This window comes from Chryseolinea lacunae, from assembly GCF_016735595.1.
Taxonomy (GTDB): domain Bacteria; phylum Bacteroidota; class Bacteroidia; order Cytophagales; family Cyclobacteriaceae; genus Chryseolinea; species Chryseolinea lacunae.
Genome location: NZ_JAERRB010000006.1, coordinates 308,529 through 324,499, shown reverse-complemented (window position 1 = coordinate 324,499; position 15,971 = coordinate 308,529). Strand labels below are relative to the sequence as shown.

Here is a 15,971-nt window from a genome sequence, read left to right as displayed (position 1 = left end):
TAGGGTTGGTTCAATTACAAAGAAAGCGGTTGAATGATAAAGACAAAAGGGTTGGTCATGAGCGGTCGTCCTCATCCAGGATGGGGCGCGTTTGCCAGTTAAAATAGATGGACAGCATCCGCACGGAAAACGCTGTGAGCGTGGCCACGATGGCCGCCACCGTGTGATCGGAGTTTCCCAACACAACCATCAGCACAAAAACGCTGCATCCCAGAATGGCCGCGCCGGCATAGAACTGGCCCGGCTTAAAAATGATAGGCTCTTCACGGATCAGCACGTCGCGTATGAGACCCGCTCCCGTGGCATTGAACACACCCACCAGCACGGCCGCCAATGGCACCAGGCCTTCCTGCAAGGCTGCCTGTGCCCCCACAACACCATAGGCCCCAAGCCCCAGCGCATCCACAATCATGATGGTGCGCTTCAGCCGGTGCATGCGCCCATGAAAAATCATGGCCAGCAGGAATGCCGCCAGAATGATGATCAGGTATTTCGAATCGGTGACCGCCTTGGGTGGGCCGGCCTGGATGAAGATGGCATCCCGGATTAAACCACCACCCAAACCCGAAACAAAGCTCAGCATCAGCACCCCGATGAAGTCATACTTTTTGCGAATGGCCGCCAACGCGCCCGAGGCGGCAAACATGAACACGGCCAACAGGTCGAACACCAGAAACGTGGTGTCGAAATTCAAATGTTCGATGAGGTGGGGAACGTTGTTCATATTGTCTGCACGAAAGTATCACAAGGTAATTCCTGGCCTGCTATTCTGAACATGGCAAGGCCACATTTCGTCCATCCTAAATCGTGTTCGCCGCCATCATGATTTTGCTATATTTGGTGATCGTCGTCCTGATACTACTATGAGAAAAGGTTTTGTCATTGCCAGTACCATCACCGTGCTGCTGATTATGGTGTGGTCTTATTTTTGGATCGAAGCACTCTTTGCATTTTTTGTTGTCGGCCCCTTCATCTTTATGGGCATTTCCGACATGGTTCAAACTAAACAATCGATCAAGCGCAACTTCCCGCTGCTGGGCAGGCTGCGCTACGTGTTTGAAGACCTTCGCCCCAAGATTCAACAATATTTTGTGGAGTCAGACACTGACGGGCTTCCCATCAACCGCAACGATCGCTCTGTCATCTATCAGCGGGCCAAGAAGCAAGTCGACACCACACCCTTCGGCACGCAACTCAACGTCTATGCCGAAGGTTATGAGTGGATGAGCCATTCCATTGTGCCGCTTGATTTTCACACCATCAATCATCATCCCCGCGTGACGGTGGGCAACAAAGATTGCAAGCAACCCTACGAAGCCAGCATTCTCAACGTGTCGGCCATGAGTTTTGGTTCGCTCAGCAGCAATGCCATTGAGGCGTTGAACGCCGGCGCCAAAATCGGAGGCTTTGCCCACAACACCGGCGAAGGCGGACTCAGTCCCTATCACCTCAAACAAGGCGGCGACATCATCTGGCAAATCGGAACAGGCTATTTCGGCGCACGCGACGAGGAGGGAAAATTTTCGGATGCCGCGTTCCAGAAAAATGCCACGCGCGCCGAAGTGAAGATGATCGAAATCAAATTGTCGCAAGGTGCCAAGCCAGGTCACGGTGGCATTTTGCCGGCAAAAAAAAATACACCCGAGGTTGCGGCCATTCGTTTGGTGAAGGCGGGTACCACCGTTTTTTCTCCCCCCTTTCACAGCGCATTCTCCACACCAAAAGAGCTTGTGAAATTTGTGCAGCACCTGCGCACACTCTCAGGCGGCAAACCGGTTGGATTTAAATTGTGTGTGGGTAAGAAAAGCGAATTCATCTCCATCTGCAAAGCCATGGTCGAACTCGACGTCTATCCCGACTTCATTACGGTAGATGGCGGCGAAGGGGGCACGGGCGCGGCGCCTCCCGAATTCTCCAACTTCGTGGGCATGCCGCTGCTTGATGGTCTTGCCTTTGTCGACAACATGCTGAAAGGGTTTAACATCCGCCATCACGTGAAGATCGGCGCGTCCGGAAAAATTCTAACCGGCTTTCAATTGCTGCGTGCGTTGGCATTGGGCGCCGACATGTGCAACAGCGCCCGCGCCATGATGATGGCCCTGGGCTGCATACAAGCGCTGGAGTGTAACAAAAACAGTTGCCCCACCGGTGTGGCCACACAGGAACCCGATCTCGTGAAAGGGTTGGTGATCGAAGACAAGAAAGTGCGCGTGGCAAACTTTCACAAAAACACCATCGAAAGTTTTGTGGAGCTGATGGGCGCGTCGGGCATCGACAAACCGCACAAGCTTAATCGCCACCAGATCAACCGTCGTGTGTTCATGGACGAGGTGCGCACCTTTGAAGAGATCTATCCTTCCGTTCCGCTAGGCGCCATGCTGGCCAGCCCGGTCCCCGAGCGATACAGAATGTCGTTCGAGTCGGCCAACGCCGACAAGTTCTAAGACAGCGATCAATCATTTATCATACAAAAGCCTTCTTCACTCAGGGGAAGGCTTTTTGCTTTTCGACATTTTATAGGAAGTCACGTGCGGGGCAACAAAGTTTAGCGTGGTTACAAAACTGAGCACAAACAAAAAGGCCCCGACAAAGTCAGGGCCTTTAAGTATTGGGTATTTGACGTTAGTCCATTTGTAAACATTAGCTACCGCACGCTTCGCAGGCATCGGGATTATCGAGCGAGCAGGCCATGTCGGCACGCTTCTGATCGTAGTCGTCCGATACGCTTTCGTAGCGAATGGTTTGCTGATGTGCATCGGCTGCAGCTTGCAGGCTGGCGGCCACAGGTTCGGCAACCAACTCGGCTGTTACCTCGGCAGCTTCTTTCAACGAAGGCTCCTGGATTGCAGATTTGTCGAGAGTGAACTTGATAGCATCGGCAGCGGCTGTCGAACGCAGGTAGTACATGCCGGTCTTCAGACCTTTCTTCCAGGCATAGAAGTGCATGGAAGTAAGTTTGCCGAAGTTCGGGTTTGTGATGTGTATGTTCAGGCTTTGCGACTGGCAAATGAATGCACCGCGGTCGGCCGACATATCGATGATTGACTTTTGAGAAATTTCCCACACCGTTTTATAGATGTCTTTGATGTTTTGAGGAATCTCAGGAATGTTTTGAACCGATCCGTTTGCTGCGATAAGCTTCTGACGCATGTTCTCGCTCCACAAGCCCAGGCTCATCAGGTCTTTCATCAAATGCTTGTTGGCGATAATGAATTCACCCGAAAGGGTTCTGCGTGTGTAGATGTTAGAAGTATAGGGTTCGAAGCATTCGTTGTTGCCGAGAATTTGTGATGTGGATGCAGTTGGCATCGGTGCCAGCAACAACGAGTTGCGTACACCGTGTTGTTTCACATCGCGCTTCAGGCGTTCCCAATCCCAACGATTGCTCTTGGGCGTTACACCCCACATGTCGAATTGGAAAATGCCTTTGGATACGGGCGAACCTTTGAAGGTTTCGTAAGGGCCAAGTTGTTTCGACAACTCCATCGAAGCTTCCATCGCACCGAAGTAGATGGTTTCGAAGATGTCTTCGTTCAGTCTGCGGGCTTCTTCCGAATCGAACGGCATGCGCAGCAGGATGAACGCATCGGCCAAACCTTGCACACCCAACCCGATGGGGCGGTGGCGCATGTTGGAGTTGCGGGCTTCAATGACAGGGTAGTAATTGATGTCGATCACCTTGTTCAGGTTGCGCGTGGCCACCTTGGTGATTTCATACAACTTCTGATGATCGAACTTGCCTTCTTCGGTAATGAACTTCGGGAGGGCAATGGAGGCGAGGTTACACACGGCCACTTCGTCGGGCGATGTGTACTCGATGATTTCGGTGCAAAGGTTGCTCGACTTGATCGTGCCCAGGTTTTTCTGGTTCGACTTTTTGTTCGCAGCATCTTTGTAAAGAATATAAGGCGTTCCGGTTTCGATTTGTGATTCCAGAATTTCGAACCACAGATCCTGTGCTTTTATCTGCTTGCGGAACTTGCCTTCTTTTTCGTATTTCTCGTAAAGGCGTTCAAACTCTTCTCCGTACACTTCAGCCAATCCGGGAGCTTCGTTAGGGCAGAACAGCGACCACATTTCGTTGTTCTCTACACGTTGCATGAACAGATCGGGAATCCACACGGCGAAGAACAAGTCGCGTGCGCGCATTTCTTCCTTGCCGTGGTTTTTCTTCAGGTCGAGGAAATCGAAAATGTCGGCGTGCCAGGGTTCGAGATAGATGGCGAAGCTGCCTTTGCGTTTTCCGCCGCCCTGATCAACATAACGCGCGGTCATGTCGAAGTTTCGCAGCATGGGCACAATGCCGTTCGAAGTTCCACCGGTGCCTTTGATGTATGAACCTTTTGCACGCACGTTGTGGATGCTGAGGCCGATGCCGCCGGCAGATTGTGAAATCTTGGCGCATTGTTTCAACGTGTCGTAGATGCCGTCGATGCTGTCGTCCTTCATGGTGAGGAGGAAGCACGATGACAACTGGGGCTTGGGTGTGCCGGCGTTGAACAAGGTTGGGGTGGCATGGGTAAACCATTTTTCCGACAACAGGTTGTAGGTTTCAATGGCTGCCGGAATGTCTTCACCGTGGATGCCCACCGCTACACGCATCAGCAAATGCTGAGGACGTTCGATGGCTTTTCCGTCTACCTTCATGAGGTAAGAACGTTCCAGGGTTTTGAAACCGAAGTAGTCGTAAGCGAAGTCGCGGTCGTAAAGGATCGCTTCATCCAATTCGGCGGCATGCTCCTTAATGATCTTCCAGGTTTCTTTGGAGATGAGGGGAGCGTTTTCGCCGGTCTTCGGATCAACGTATGTGTAAAGCCGTTTCATGGTATTCGAGAACGACTTACTGGTTACTTTATGCAGATTCGAAACGGCAATACGCGCAGCAAGCTTTGCGAAGTCAGGGTGCCGGGTTGTCATCGTTGCTGCAATTTCGGCAGCAAGATTATCCAGCTCCTGCGTAGACACACCATCATAGAGGCCATTGATCACCTTCATGGCCAATTCCACAGGGTTGACGAACTTGGGGTCTAATCCATAACAGAGTTTTTCGATTCGGGCGGTGATTTTATCAAATTTGACTGATTCTCTGTGTCCGTCACGTTTTAATACTAGCATCTTGGGGATAAGGGTTGTGGGTGAGAGAAAGTTTAAAAAGTGATTGAATATATTAAAAATCTTCGTTCAGTGAAAACTTGGGCGTGGTTTCTTTTTCCATGCTTTTCATCACACCGGCTTTCTGATATTCTGCTACACGCTTCTCGAAGAAGTTGGTTTTGCCTCTCAGCGAAATCATCTCCATAAAATCGAAAGGATTGGTAGCATTATAGACTTTTTTGCCAATCAGCTCATTCAATAAACGATCGGCAACAAATTCGATGTACTGACGCATCTGAACAGCGTTCATGCCAATGAGGTTCACGGGAAGTGCATCGGTCACGAATTCTTTTTCGATCTCCACAGCGTCTTTAATAATGTCGATCACGGTCTGCTCGGGCAGCTTGTTCACCACGTGGTCGGTATACAAATGGCAGGCAAAGTCGCAGTGCAGACCTTCGTCGCGCGAGATCAGTTCGTTCGAGAAGCTGAGGCCGGGCATGAGGCCGCGTTTTTTCAACCAGAAGATGGAACAGAATGAGCCGGAGAAGAAAATGCCTTCTACCGCGGCAAACGCGATGAGGCGCTCCTGGAACGAACCCTGACTGATCCAGCGCAGTGCCCAGTCGGCTTTTTTCTTCACACAGTCCATGGTGTCGATGGCGTGGAAAAGTTTGTCCTTTTCTTTGGGATCTTTTACATAGGTGTCGATCAGCAAAGAGTAGGTTTCGGAGTGAATATTTTCGATGGTGATCTGGAAGCCGTAGAAAAATTTCGCTTCTGTATATTGAACCTCGGAGATAAAGTGCTCGGCCAGGTTTTCATTCACAATGCCGTCGCTGGCGGCGAAGAAAGCCAGCACGTGTGTGATGAAATGACGCTCCCCATCATTTAGAGCAACCCAATCCCGCAGATCCTGACTAAGGTCTATTTCTTCGGCTGTCCAGAAGCTGGCTTCGGCCTGTTTATAGAACTTCCAGATGTCGTGTTGGCGGATGGGAAAGAGCACAAAGCGGTCTTTGTTCTCCTTCAGGATGGGTTCGTCGAGGGTTCCTTGGGTCATGCTCTAGTGTTTTTAGGGGGTTAAACCAAAATATCAAAAGGGCGCCAGCCAAAGCTAACACCCGTTCATTTTTCCATTAAAATCTTGTTGTGCTTTGAAGAGGAAGTTGAATACCCGCCCCGGTCAGCGTCAAGTGTACAAATGAACTAGAATGGTTCTAAAAATCAAAACACGGAATGCGCTTCAGAATCAACGATTGTGGATAACTTGTTGAAGCTTTGTGGATAGATAAAGCGCTGTGAAATAGTCCCTTAAAAGCCACTCGTTGTGGGCTTCCACGAGATAATTTCAGGGCGAGACTTTTTTCAAAAAAATTTTCAGGGTTCCAGGGGTGCTTATGGGCAAAATAAATGAAACCCTGGTTCTGATTTGTGGATTCTTTTTCTACCTTTGCAGTCCAATTTTTCAAAACGCAGCTATGTACGCAATTGTAGACATTGCCGGTAAGCAGTTCAAAGTGGCCAAAGATCAATATATCTATGCCCCCAAGTTAGAAGGCGACGCAGGCTCATCCGTGAGCTTTGACAAAGTTCTCCTGATTGACAATGGTGGTCAGATCAATATTGGCGCCCCTACTGTGAATGGCGCTACCGTATCTGGAAAGATACTGGAGCATGTAAAAGGCAATAAAGTTATTGTCTTCAAGAAAAAAAGACGCAAAGGCTATGTCGTGAAGAACGGCCACCGTCAGCAATTCACAAAAGTGCAAATTGAAAGCATCGGTTAATTCCGGGCTTGCACAACAAAATCAAACCATAACGAATAAACTGATATTCATCCATGGCACACAAAAAAGGTGAAGGTAAAGTAAAGAACGGCCGCGAATCAGAAAGCAAACGCCTTGGCATTAAGGTTTTTGGCGGTCAGAAAGTAATTGCCGGCAACATCATCGTTCGCCAGCGCGGCACAAAACACCACCCCAGCAAAAACGTTGGCATGGGCAAAGATCATACACTCTTTGCACTGACAAACGGTGTGGTAGTCTTCAAAAAGAAGAGAGAAGGCAAGTCATTTGTATCGGTGGAGCCGGTAGCAGTGGCTTAATTTTTTAAGACAATATTTTGAAAAGGCATCGGATAAAAATCCGATGCCTTTTTTGTTTTCCGGTCATCCGGTTTTCACGCCAAGGACATAAAAATCAGGTAGAAAAATCCTCTCCTTTCGGTAATCCTCCCCCGTTACCGATTGCAAGGCTGACAATCAATATTTTAAGTTTTTTTTAAGGTTTTTACCTGTTAGAACAGCCATTGTTTATTCGTAAAAATCGTTCAATTCCTACGTGTTTCGGAATAAAATTCCGCCAATAAGCGATAATCAGTAGTTAATATTAAGAATGCCACTTAATGTGGTATTTTAAATTGACGTTTTCTCCCCTATTTTGCGCGCAAATAAATTTCATTAACCTAAACAAATTATCATGAGGAAGATTCTACTCTTTGTCTTCTCGTGTGCCCTTTTCACATCCGCTTGGGCGCAGGAGCGAACAGTGTCAGGTCGGGTCACTTCTGTCGAGGACGGAAGTACATTGCCCGGTGTTAACGTAGTCATTAAAGGAACCACCATTGGAACGTCTACAAACGGCGATGGTGTTTATACCCTTTCCGTACCAGAAGGAAGCACCCTCGTGTTTACCTTCATTGGTTTGGAGACGAAAGAAGTTGAAGTGGGAAACAGAAGCGTTGTCGATATGGCACTTCCCATGGACATTTCTCAACTCAGCGAAGTTGTGGTGGTGGGCTATGGCACACAAAGCAGAAAAGAAATTTCGGGATCTATCGCTTCCATCGACGGCTCGGCCGTAGCGGCAGTGCCGGTTCAAAGTTTTGATCAGGCGTTGCAAGGTCGTGCGGCAGGTGTGAACGTGACAACACCCAACGGTGTGTTGAACAACGCACCCGTTATCCGTATTCGTGGTGTGAACTCCATCAACCTCAGCTCTTATCCCCTTGTGGTTATTGACGGTGTGCCATCGTTCACGGTCGACAACTCGGCCAACGCGGCAACCTCTACAAACTCGGCAGCCAACAACCCGCTGGGTAACCTGAATCCCAACGACATTGAGAGCATCGAAGTATTGAAAGACGCTTCGGCCAGCGCCATCTACGGGTCGCGCGCCAGCGCCGGCGTTTTGTTGATCACCACCAAGCGTGGCTCAAAAGGCAAATCGAAAATAAACTATGATGGTTGGGTAGGATGGAGCAAGCCCGTGCGCTTGTTCGATCTGTTGAATGCCGATCAATACATGACCATTAAAAATGAAGCCCGCAGAAATAACAAGCAGGCCGATGCCTTCTTCCCGAGCAACGATGCCAACGGCAACGTGATTGACACCGATTGGTATAAGGCGGTTTATCAAACGGGCTTCTCGCACTCGCACAACATCAACTTCTCGGGCGGAACAGACGCTACAACATTTTTCACCTCGGTAGGCTACACTGCACAAGAAGGTATGTTGAAGAACAACACCTTCGATCGCACCGTGGCACGTGTGAACCTTGACCATAAAGTGGTTGAAAAACTGCGCATCGGAACCACGTTCTCGTATGCAAAAAGTGTTAACTCCGCTCCGAACACAGGATCTATCCCCGGTCAGGCATTCAACACCGGTGGCTTGGGACGTCTTCCCTTGGTGACAGCGCCAAACGTTGCTGCCTACCTGAACGACGGAACGTATAGCCTCGATGGTGCAAACATCGGCAAGATGGCCAACACCGAACAGTCTGGTTTTTATAACCCTGCTGTGATTTTGAACAACGACTATTTTAATTCAACCGGTGTTCAAGTACAGGGAAGTGTGTATGCCAACTGGGAGGTGATCAAAGGTTTGAATTTGAAAACGACCTATAGCATCAGCGATTTCTCTGTTGAAGACAAAGGATATCAATCGCCCGTCAGCGGCGATGGTTTTACGGCAAAAGGTGTTGTTTCTAATGCGAACCGTTCCAACAAACGCTGGAACTGGGCAAACACAGCGCAATATGATTTTAACATTGCCGATGCACACTACTTCTCTTTCCTGGTTGGGGGCGAGCAACAATATACCTACATCAACCGCTGGGGTGCACAACGCACCACGTCGTCTGATATTTTCTTCGACACGTTCCAGGGCAACTTTGCGAACATTGTGCCGAACAACAACTTCCAGGGTGAAAACTATCTCGTTTCTTATTTCGGTCGTGTGAACTACGACTTCAAGAAGAAATACTTTGCTACCTTCAACTTCCGTCGCGATGGTTTCTCGGCGTTTGCGGCTGGCAAAAAGTATGGTAACTTTTATGGCGGTTCTGTGGGCTACAACGTGTCGGAAGAATCGTTCTGGAAAGATGCTTCGTTCTCTAGCGTCTTCAATTTCTTCAAGTTGAAAGGAAGCTACGGATCTGTGGGTAACAATCAGGGTATAAACGATTTTGTGTCGCTCGATTTGTATAACTCCGTTTTGTATGGCACTTCCTATACCATTGCCTACACACAAGTAGCGGCAACCAACTTGTCGTGGGAAACCAGCAAGAAAACCGACCTTGGTTTTAATTTCGGATTGTTCCAGGATCGTATTCAAGGTGAGTTTGTATGGTATGACAACAAAGTCGATGGTTTGATTTTGCTGGTGCCTCAGTCACCTTCGAAAGGTATTCCCAGCACGATTGCTGCAGAACGCAACAACCTTTATGCAAACATCGGAGCGATGCGCAACCGCGGTGTCGAATTCAGTGTGAAGGCAACCGCTCTTGAGCGCGGAAGTTTTACCTGGGTTGTTAATGCAAACATCACAACCATGAACAACAAAGTGTTGTCGCTTGATTCGGATAAGTCAAGAATCATCTCGGCAACATCGTCGTTGGAAACAGCAAACGTGACACAAGTAGGTCTGCCGATTGGTAGCATTTTGGCTGTGCCCACGGAAGGTGTTAATCCTGAAAACGGTCGCCGCATTTTTGTGAAAGCCGATGGCACGCGCGTGCAATACGATCACTCTTCTCCTGCCGCTTCACGTTGGACAAAAGTTTCGGATGGCACACCCACCAGCGCGCCCAGCCAGGGAACCGATGGCGTTGTTTATGGCCCCACACTGCCGAAGTGGTATGGCGGACTTGACAACACATTCAAATACAAAAATTTTGATCTCGGAATCTTCCTGCAATTCTCGGGTGGAAACTACATCTACAACGGAACAAAAGCAGGTTTGCGCGACATGCGTTTCTGGAACAACAGCACAGACGTGCTCGATCGCTGGACACCAGAGCACACCAATGGTTCAATTCCCCGCGTAGTGTATACCGACAACGTATCGAATGGTTCTTCTTTCCCCATCTCGGAGAACATAGAGAAAGGCGATTTTCTGAGAGTGCGTAACCTCTCGCTGGGGTACTCGCTGAACAGCGACCTTCTGAGCAGATTGAAAATGTCTAATGCCAGAATTTATGCACAGGTTCAAAATGCATTCCTGATCACAGGCTACAAAGGCATTGACCCTGAGATCTCGGCAAACGGTAATGCAAACACCACACCGGGTATCGACCGGAACTCTGTTGGTCAGGCACGTACCTACACCGTTGGTATTAACATTGGTTTTTAATTCATAATTCTTAATGACCATGAAAACGAACAAATTATCTATACTTACTTTTTGCACGGTGATGATCGGAGGCTTGTTCTCCTGTCAGACCGACTTGCTTGACACAGTCCCCGAGACGCTCTATCCTTCGGCCATCGTTTTCGATACGCCTTCGCGTGTTGAGCAACAGGTGAACGGCATGTATGACGCCGTGAAAGATGGAGACTTCCTCGGTAGCCGATATCTTATCTACAGCGATATTCGCGGAGAAGAATTTATCAACCGTCTGACCAACGGTGTAACGGGTTTGCAAACCTGGAACCACACGCTGGTGGAATCTACCAACGAGGTAAACAACACCTGGCGTGCTGCATATCAGGCCGTGAACCAGATCAACGTGTTTCTGAAAGGTCTTGATGACAATGCTGCGAAGTTTGTGCCTCCGGTTTTTCCGGCTGCCTTTGCTACCGCTACGGTAACACAGTATAAAGCAGAAGCAAGATTCCTGAGAGGGTTGACCTACTATTATCTGCTTCAACTGTATGCAAAGCCCTATGTGAACAATCTGGGCGGCAACGACGGCGTGCCCCTGCGTTTGAAAGCTGAACAGGACTTTACCGGAAACGACCTGGCAAGATCTTCGGTGAAAGATGTATACGCACAAATCTTAAGCGATCTGGACTTTGCCGAACAAAACCTGGCTGCACCTGCACCCGCAACAACGTTCACCTATCGTGCAAACAAATATGCGGCGATCGCTTTTAAGACTCGCGTGTATCTGGCCATGCAAGAATGGGACAAGGTTATCACTGAAGCAAATAAAATTGTTTCTGCCACAGCTCCTTTTGCGGCTCCCGGCAATGTGTACAAACTGTCGGATAGCTTTGCTGGAGCTTTCTCGCCAACAGCATCTACTTTAGAAAGCATTTTCTCCTTTCCGTTCACGGCGCTGGATGCTCCAGGAACACAAAATCAGCTGGGCTACTATTATTTGCCCGCGTCTGCTGGTGTTACAAAAACGGAGTTGGGCAACGGTGAATATTATCTTAACCGCAAGGGCATCCTTGGCGACACGGCTACCCTGAGTGTTGTTGACGATCGCAGAAAGCTCACCGTAAAGGTGCTCATTCTGAATGCGGCAAAGGTGAAAGTCGATTCTGCCTATTACTTAACCAAGTATTCCACAGCTTCGCCTTATACCGACAACTCTCCGATCATGCGTTATGCAGAAGTGTTGCTTAACCTGGCAGAGGCCCGGATAAGATCAACCAATTCCGTAGATGCACAAGCGCTGGATTTATTCAATGCCGTAAGAACCCGTTCGAAAGGTATTGCCTACACTGCTGGAAGCTTTGCCGATGCCGACGCCATGATCACCGCGCTGTTGAAAGAAAGACGTGCAGAGTTTTTGGGCGAAGGCCTGCGTTCTTCGGATTGCCTGAGATTGAATTTGCCGATCCCGGGCAAAGGAACTGTCTCTGCCGTGAATCCCACAGACCCCAACTATATCTGGCCTATGCCAACTTCAGAACTGAACGTGAACACATTGTTGACGCACAACTAGTCTGGAAGATTTAGAAATAAGAGAAAGCCTCCTGAAAATTTCAGGGGGCTTTTTTATGAGAAATGCTCCGGTGATCTCTCCTCAGTAGCATTGGTGATACCTTAGGCTTCGGAAACTTTGAAAGAAAAGCTGCACCAAAACGGGGCCGCTTCTATGAATATGAATGTGGCGTTTTTTATGTACGACGGCTTTTTTTGAGGGCCATGAATTACGAATTCATTCAATTTTTACATCCTGTGGATACAAATTGACCCTGTTTTTTAAAAAAAATGTCCAAAATTGGCGTGGCGTGAGATTTTTTTTTCATTTCCCTGAAAAAAAGTTGAAGGTACCGCAATCGAAATCAACGACGTGCTGAGGTGGTTTTGTGGGACGGAGGTGAATGGCCTTGTCGACTGGCCTGTTGTGTGGTGTTTTCTTTGTCAGAGTGTCAACCTACCTTCAGTCTGGAATTCATAACCTAAACCTAAACCTATGAAGAGACTACTACTAACGTGGTGCGCTCTCGCATTTGCATTTTTTGCAATGGCGCAAGAGCGAACCGTGACCGGAAAAGTAACATCCGCCGAGGACGGATCGTCCTTGCCCGGTGTGAACGTGATTATCAAAGGCACCACATCCGGTGCCGTAACCGATGCAAATGGTGATTATTCACTATCCGTACCCGCCTCCGGAGGAACACTCGTTTTCTCCTTTATCGGATTAAAAAGTGCAGACGTTGCCATCGGCGACCGAACCACCGTCGACATTCAAATGTCGTTAGACATCACACAGCTTTCTGAAGTGGTGGTGACCGGTGTGGGTGTGGCCACCGACAAACGCAAGCTGGGCATTTCGGTGGAAGCCGTTTCGGCCCGCGATTTGCCGGCGACGCCTAGTGCATCCGTTGACCAGGCCCTCATCGGTAAAATTGCCGGTGCTCAAATCAGCAGCACAAATGGAACTCCTGGCGCCGATGTGAACATCGTTTTGCGCGGGATCAACACCATTAACCGGGGAACGGCACCGATCATTCTGATCGATGGTATTCAAGTTGCCTCCACAAACCTTAACTCAATAGACTTAAATTCGATTGATCGCATTGAAGTGGTTCAGGGTGCAGCAGCGGCAACCATCTATGGCGCACAAGGTGCCAATGGGGTTATTCAGTTGTTTACCAAGAAAGGAAAAACCGGAAAAATAAACATCGATTTTTCGAGCAGTATCTCGAACAACACGTACCTGAACATCGGCGATCTACGCAAAGCAAAATATCACGCCTTTACCACCGATGGAGAGAACAACGTTATTGGTACATCCGGAAAGCCGCTAGCGTTTAGCCCTGAAACATTGACGTATAGTGAGAACGTTCAATATAGTCCCTTGACCACGACAAGCGTTCTTAATAAGCCCTATGACAAGAATCTCCAGTACTATGATCATTTCGCGATGTTTTTCAAGCCGGCAAACACGTACAACAACAGCGTGTCTATCTCTGGCGGGAAAGATAAAGTGGATTTCATGTTTTCGGTTTCCAACAACAAACAGGAAAGTAACATTGTCGAAAACGGTGGTGTGTCCAGAAGCAACTTCTCTTCCAACATAGGTCTGGAGCTGGCCAAAGGATTGACCTTTCGCACCATAACACAACTGGTGTATACGCAGAACACCCTGAAGAGCCTGGACAGAAATATCATGTTCAGTGTGAACAACGCGCGTCCGTTTGCAAACTTTGAAGCCACCGATCCCGATGGCGAAGTGGGAGCTTACTATGGTGATGCCGTGGGTGTGAATCACTTTAACCCGCTGTTCTACCAACGCAACACAAATGTGAAAGACAATAAGGTTGATGTTATTCAGAACTTCAACTTAAACTACAAATTTCCAAAGTTTGTTGATCTGGATCTGAAGTATGGATTGAACTATCAACACCAGGAACAGATCACGATCTATAAAAATCAGTCCGAAAACAACAACGTGATCAAAACCAACGGGCAGAACTACATTTCGAACTTTGCGCCCGATGCCAATGGTGAAATCGACAACTATGCGTTTCACAAGACCTTCCAGAATTTCCTGGCGTCGGCAACATTCCGTTTTGACTTCAAAGAAGATTTTAATTCCAACCTTCCGATCATCACAACAACACAGGTGTCGTATGACGTAAGAAAGACAAACTACAGACATTATATTACTTACGGTCTGGGACTTCCGACGTATTCGCCCTTCACAGCATCACAGGCAACAACGTTTGTTGTTCCTGCGGCCGATATCACCCGGCAGAAAACTGATCCGGTATATTATGGTGGTGATTATTCCGAACCATTTTTTACTTATGGTTACTTGGTTAACCAACGCGTTGAGTTTGGTGAAGTGGCAGGTGTATCGGGTGGATTCCGCAGTGACTATTCGTCGTCTTTTGGAGCAGGATCAAAACCTTTTACATTTCCAAGGGGTGATGCCTACTTCAGAGTTTCGTCACTCAATTTCTGGAAAGATGGAAGTTTGGCCGTTGCTGTTCCCGAGTTTAAAATCCGCGCTGCCTATGGCGAAGCTGGTATTCAACCAAAACCTTTTGACCGGTATCCAACACTCGGAACAAAAAGCTTGGGCAACACAAACTCATTCTATATTCCCGCTGCTCAAGCAAATCCAGGTTTGAATGTGGAGGTATCGAAAGAATTTGAACTCGGCATGGATTTCGTATTTAGCGTTATGCAACAGTCCAGCTGGTTGAACGATGTTGGCTTGTCGATGACCTATTGGAAAAGAAGCACCGACAATGCGATCTATGATGTGAACGTTTCTCCTTCGGAAGGTATTGGCACATTCCGTGACAATGCATTCTCATTGCAGTCAAAAGGTTTTCAGGCTTCGTTGAACATGGGAATTTATCAGGGCGGTAATTTCACCTGGAACCTCACAACGAACTTCAGCAAACAGACTTCTGAAATCACAGCCACCAACGGCCAGGAAATCATTGTGCTGTCGAGCGCAGGTAGCACAAACTATGTGCTGAAGCCCGGCGAAAAAATAGGACAGTTGTACGGTCGCCTGTCGTTGCATCAGGTTGATGCGAGGGGGCCGGATGGCAATTACTTTATTCCTGAGGCAGACCAAGCCAACTATACGGTGGCCAGCAACGGCTACGTGGTGAGCAAAGCTACGAAGCAACCCTATTTCACGGCAGGGCTTTACAGCTTTGGTGATCCCAATCCAAAGTTTAACATGTCTTTCATCAATGACATGTCCTACAAAAACTTCCTGACATTCTCGTTTCAATTCGACTGGGTTCAGGGAAGCCACTTGTACAATCAGACAAAGGAGTGGATGTATCGCGACGGTATTCACAGCGACTATGAAAAACCCATCACTATTGAAGGCGAAACCGGAGCATGGACCGCATTCTACAGAGGTGTATATGCGCAACGCCAAGCCAACGGAACCAAAGACTATTTCTACGAAGATGCGTCGTTTGTTCGCTTGAGAAACGTGTCGGTAGGTGTTGATATCAACAAAGTTCTTAAAATCAATGCGCTGAGAAAACTTCAGCTGGTGCTTTCAGGCCGCAACCTGATGACTTTCACGGACTACACGGGTATGGATCCTGAGGCAAGCTCAGGCACGACAAACTCGGCGTTCGATCGTGGAACGGATCACAACACCATGCCGAACTATCGGTCATATCAAGTAGGTCTGAACATTGGATTTTAAACATC

General features: G+C 48.3%; 9 protein-coding genes. 6 read left to right on the top strand and 3 right to left on the bottom strand.

Features of this window, described 5'->3' with window-relative positions; translation table 11 throughout:
• Nucleotides 1-55: 55 nt before the first annotated feature.
• Nucleotides 56-724, bottom strand: a complete 669-nt coding sequence (locus JI741_RS19185; protein WP_202012654.1) for a trimeric intracellular cation channel family protein — start codon at nt 722-724, stop codon at nt 56-58.
• A gap of 139 nt (nt 725-863) precedes the next feature.
• Here JI741_RS19185 and JI741_RS19180 point away from each other — a divergent pair, with 139 nt between their 5' ends.
• On the top strand, nt 864-2,444 hold the full coding sequence (locus JI741_RS19180; RefSeq protein ID WP_202012652.1) for an FMN-binding glutamate synthase family protein: 1,581 nt from the start codon (nt 864-866) through the stop codon (nt 2,442-2,444).
• Between the two features lie 196 nt (nt 2,445-2,640).
• On the opposite strand, the gene JI741_RS19175 is transcribed toward JI741_RS19180, so the two are convergent.
• On the bottom strand, nt 2,641-5,115 hold the full coding sequence (locus JI741_RS19175) for a ribonucleoside-diphosphate reductase subunit alpha (RefSeq protein WP_202012650.1): 2,475 nt from the start codon (nt 5,113-5,115) through the stop codon (nt 2,641-2,643).
• Nucleotides 5,116-5,167: 52 nt separating this feature from the next.
• Complete coding sequence (locus tag JI741_RS19170) at nt 5,168-6,157, bottom strand: ribonucleotide-diphosphate reductase subunit beta (protein ID WP_202012648.1); 990 nt, start codon at nt 6,155-6,157, stop codon at nt 5,168-5,170.
• Nucleotides 6,158-6,575: 418 nt separating this feature from the next.
• Between JI741_RS19170 and rplU the strand changes: the two genes are divergently transcribed.
• The 5 genes from rplU (at nt 6,576) to JI741_RS19145 (ending at nt 15,966) form a co-directional block, all read left to right on the top strand.
• A complete protein-coding gene (gene rplU / locus JI741_RS19165; protein ID WP_202012646.1) occupies nt 6,576-6,884 on the top strand; it encodes a 50S ribosomal protein L21 in 309 nt (102 codons plus the stop codon).
• Nucleotides 6,885-6,937: 53 nt separating this feature from the next.
• On the top strand, nt 6,938-7,201 hold the full coding sequence (gene rpmA / locus JI741_RS19160) for a 50S ribosomal protein L27 (RefSeq protein ID WP_202012644.1): 264 nt from the start codon (nt 6,938-6,940) through the stop codon (nt 7,199-7,201).
• A gap of 373 nt (nt 7,202-7,574) precedes the next feature.
• Complete coding sequence (locus JI741_RS19155; RefSeq protein WP_202012641.1) at nt 7,575-10,730, top strand: SusC/RagA family TonB-linked outer membrane protein; 3,156 nt, start codon at nt 7,575-7,577, stop codon at nt 10,728-10,730.
• 19 nt (nt 10,731-10,749) lie between these two features.
• Nucleotides 10,750-12,273: a RagB/SusD family nutrient uptake outer membrane protein gene (locus tag JI741_RS19150; RefSeq protein WP_202012639.1), complete on the top strand. Its 1,524-nt coding sequence runs from the start codon at nt 10,750-10,752 to the stop codon at nt 12,271-12,273.
• 474 nt (nt 12,274-12,747) lie between these two features.
• Nucleotides 12,748-15,966: a SusC/RagA family TonB-linked outer membrane protein gene (locus tag JI741_RS19145; RefSeq protein ID WP_202012637.1), complete on the top strand. Its 3,219-nt coding sequence runs from the start codon at nt 12,748-12,750 to the stop codon at nt 15,964-15,966.
• The last annotated feature ends 5 nt before the right edge of the window (nt 15,967-15,971 follow it).

Bases quoted from the DNA above. Each gene is read 5' to 3' on its own strand.
- JI741_RS19185 (WP_202012654.1), bottom strand. From the start codon at position 724: ATGAACAACGTTCCCCACCTCATCGAACATTTGAATTTCGACACCACG.
- JI741_RS19180 (WP_202012652.1), top strand. From the start codon at position 864: ATGAGAAAAGGTTTTGTCATTGCCAGTACCATCACCGTGCTGCTGATT.
- JI741_RS19175 (WP_202012650.1), bottom strand. From the start codon at position 5,115: ATGCTAGTATTAAAACGTGACGGACACAGAGAATCAGTCAAATTTGAT.
- JI741_RS19170 (WP_202012648.1), bottom strand. From the start codon at position 6,157: ATGACCCAAGGAACCCTCGACGAACCCATCCTGAAGGAGAACAAAGAC.
- rplU (WP_202012646.1), top strand. From the start codon at position 6,576: ATGTACGCAATTGTAGACATTGCCGGTAAGCAGTTCAAAGTGGCCAAA.
- rpmA (WP_202012644.1), top strand. From the start codon at position 6,938: ATGGCACACAAAAAAGGTGAAGGTAAAGTAAAGAACGGCCGCGAATCA.
- JI741_RS19155 (WP_202012641.1), top strand. From the start codon at position 7,575: ATGAGGAAGATTCTACTCTTTGTCTTCTCGTGTGCCCTTTTCACATCC.
- JI741_RS19150 (WP_202012639.1), top strand. From the start codon at position 10,750: ATGAAAACGAACAAATTATCTATACTTACTTTTTGCACGGTGATGATC.
- JI741_RS19145 (WP_202012637.1), top strand. From the start codon at position 12,748: ATGAAGAGACTACTACTAACGTGGTGCGCTCTCGCATTTGCATTTTTT.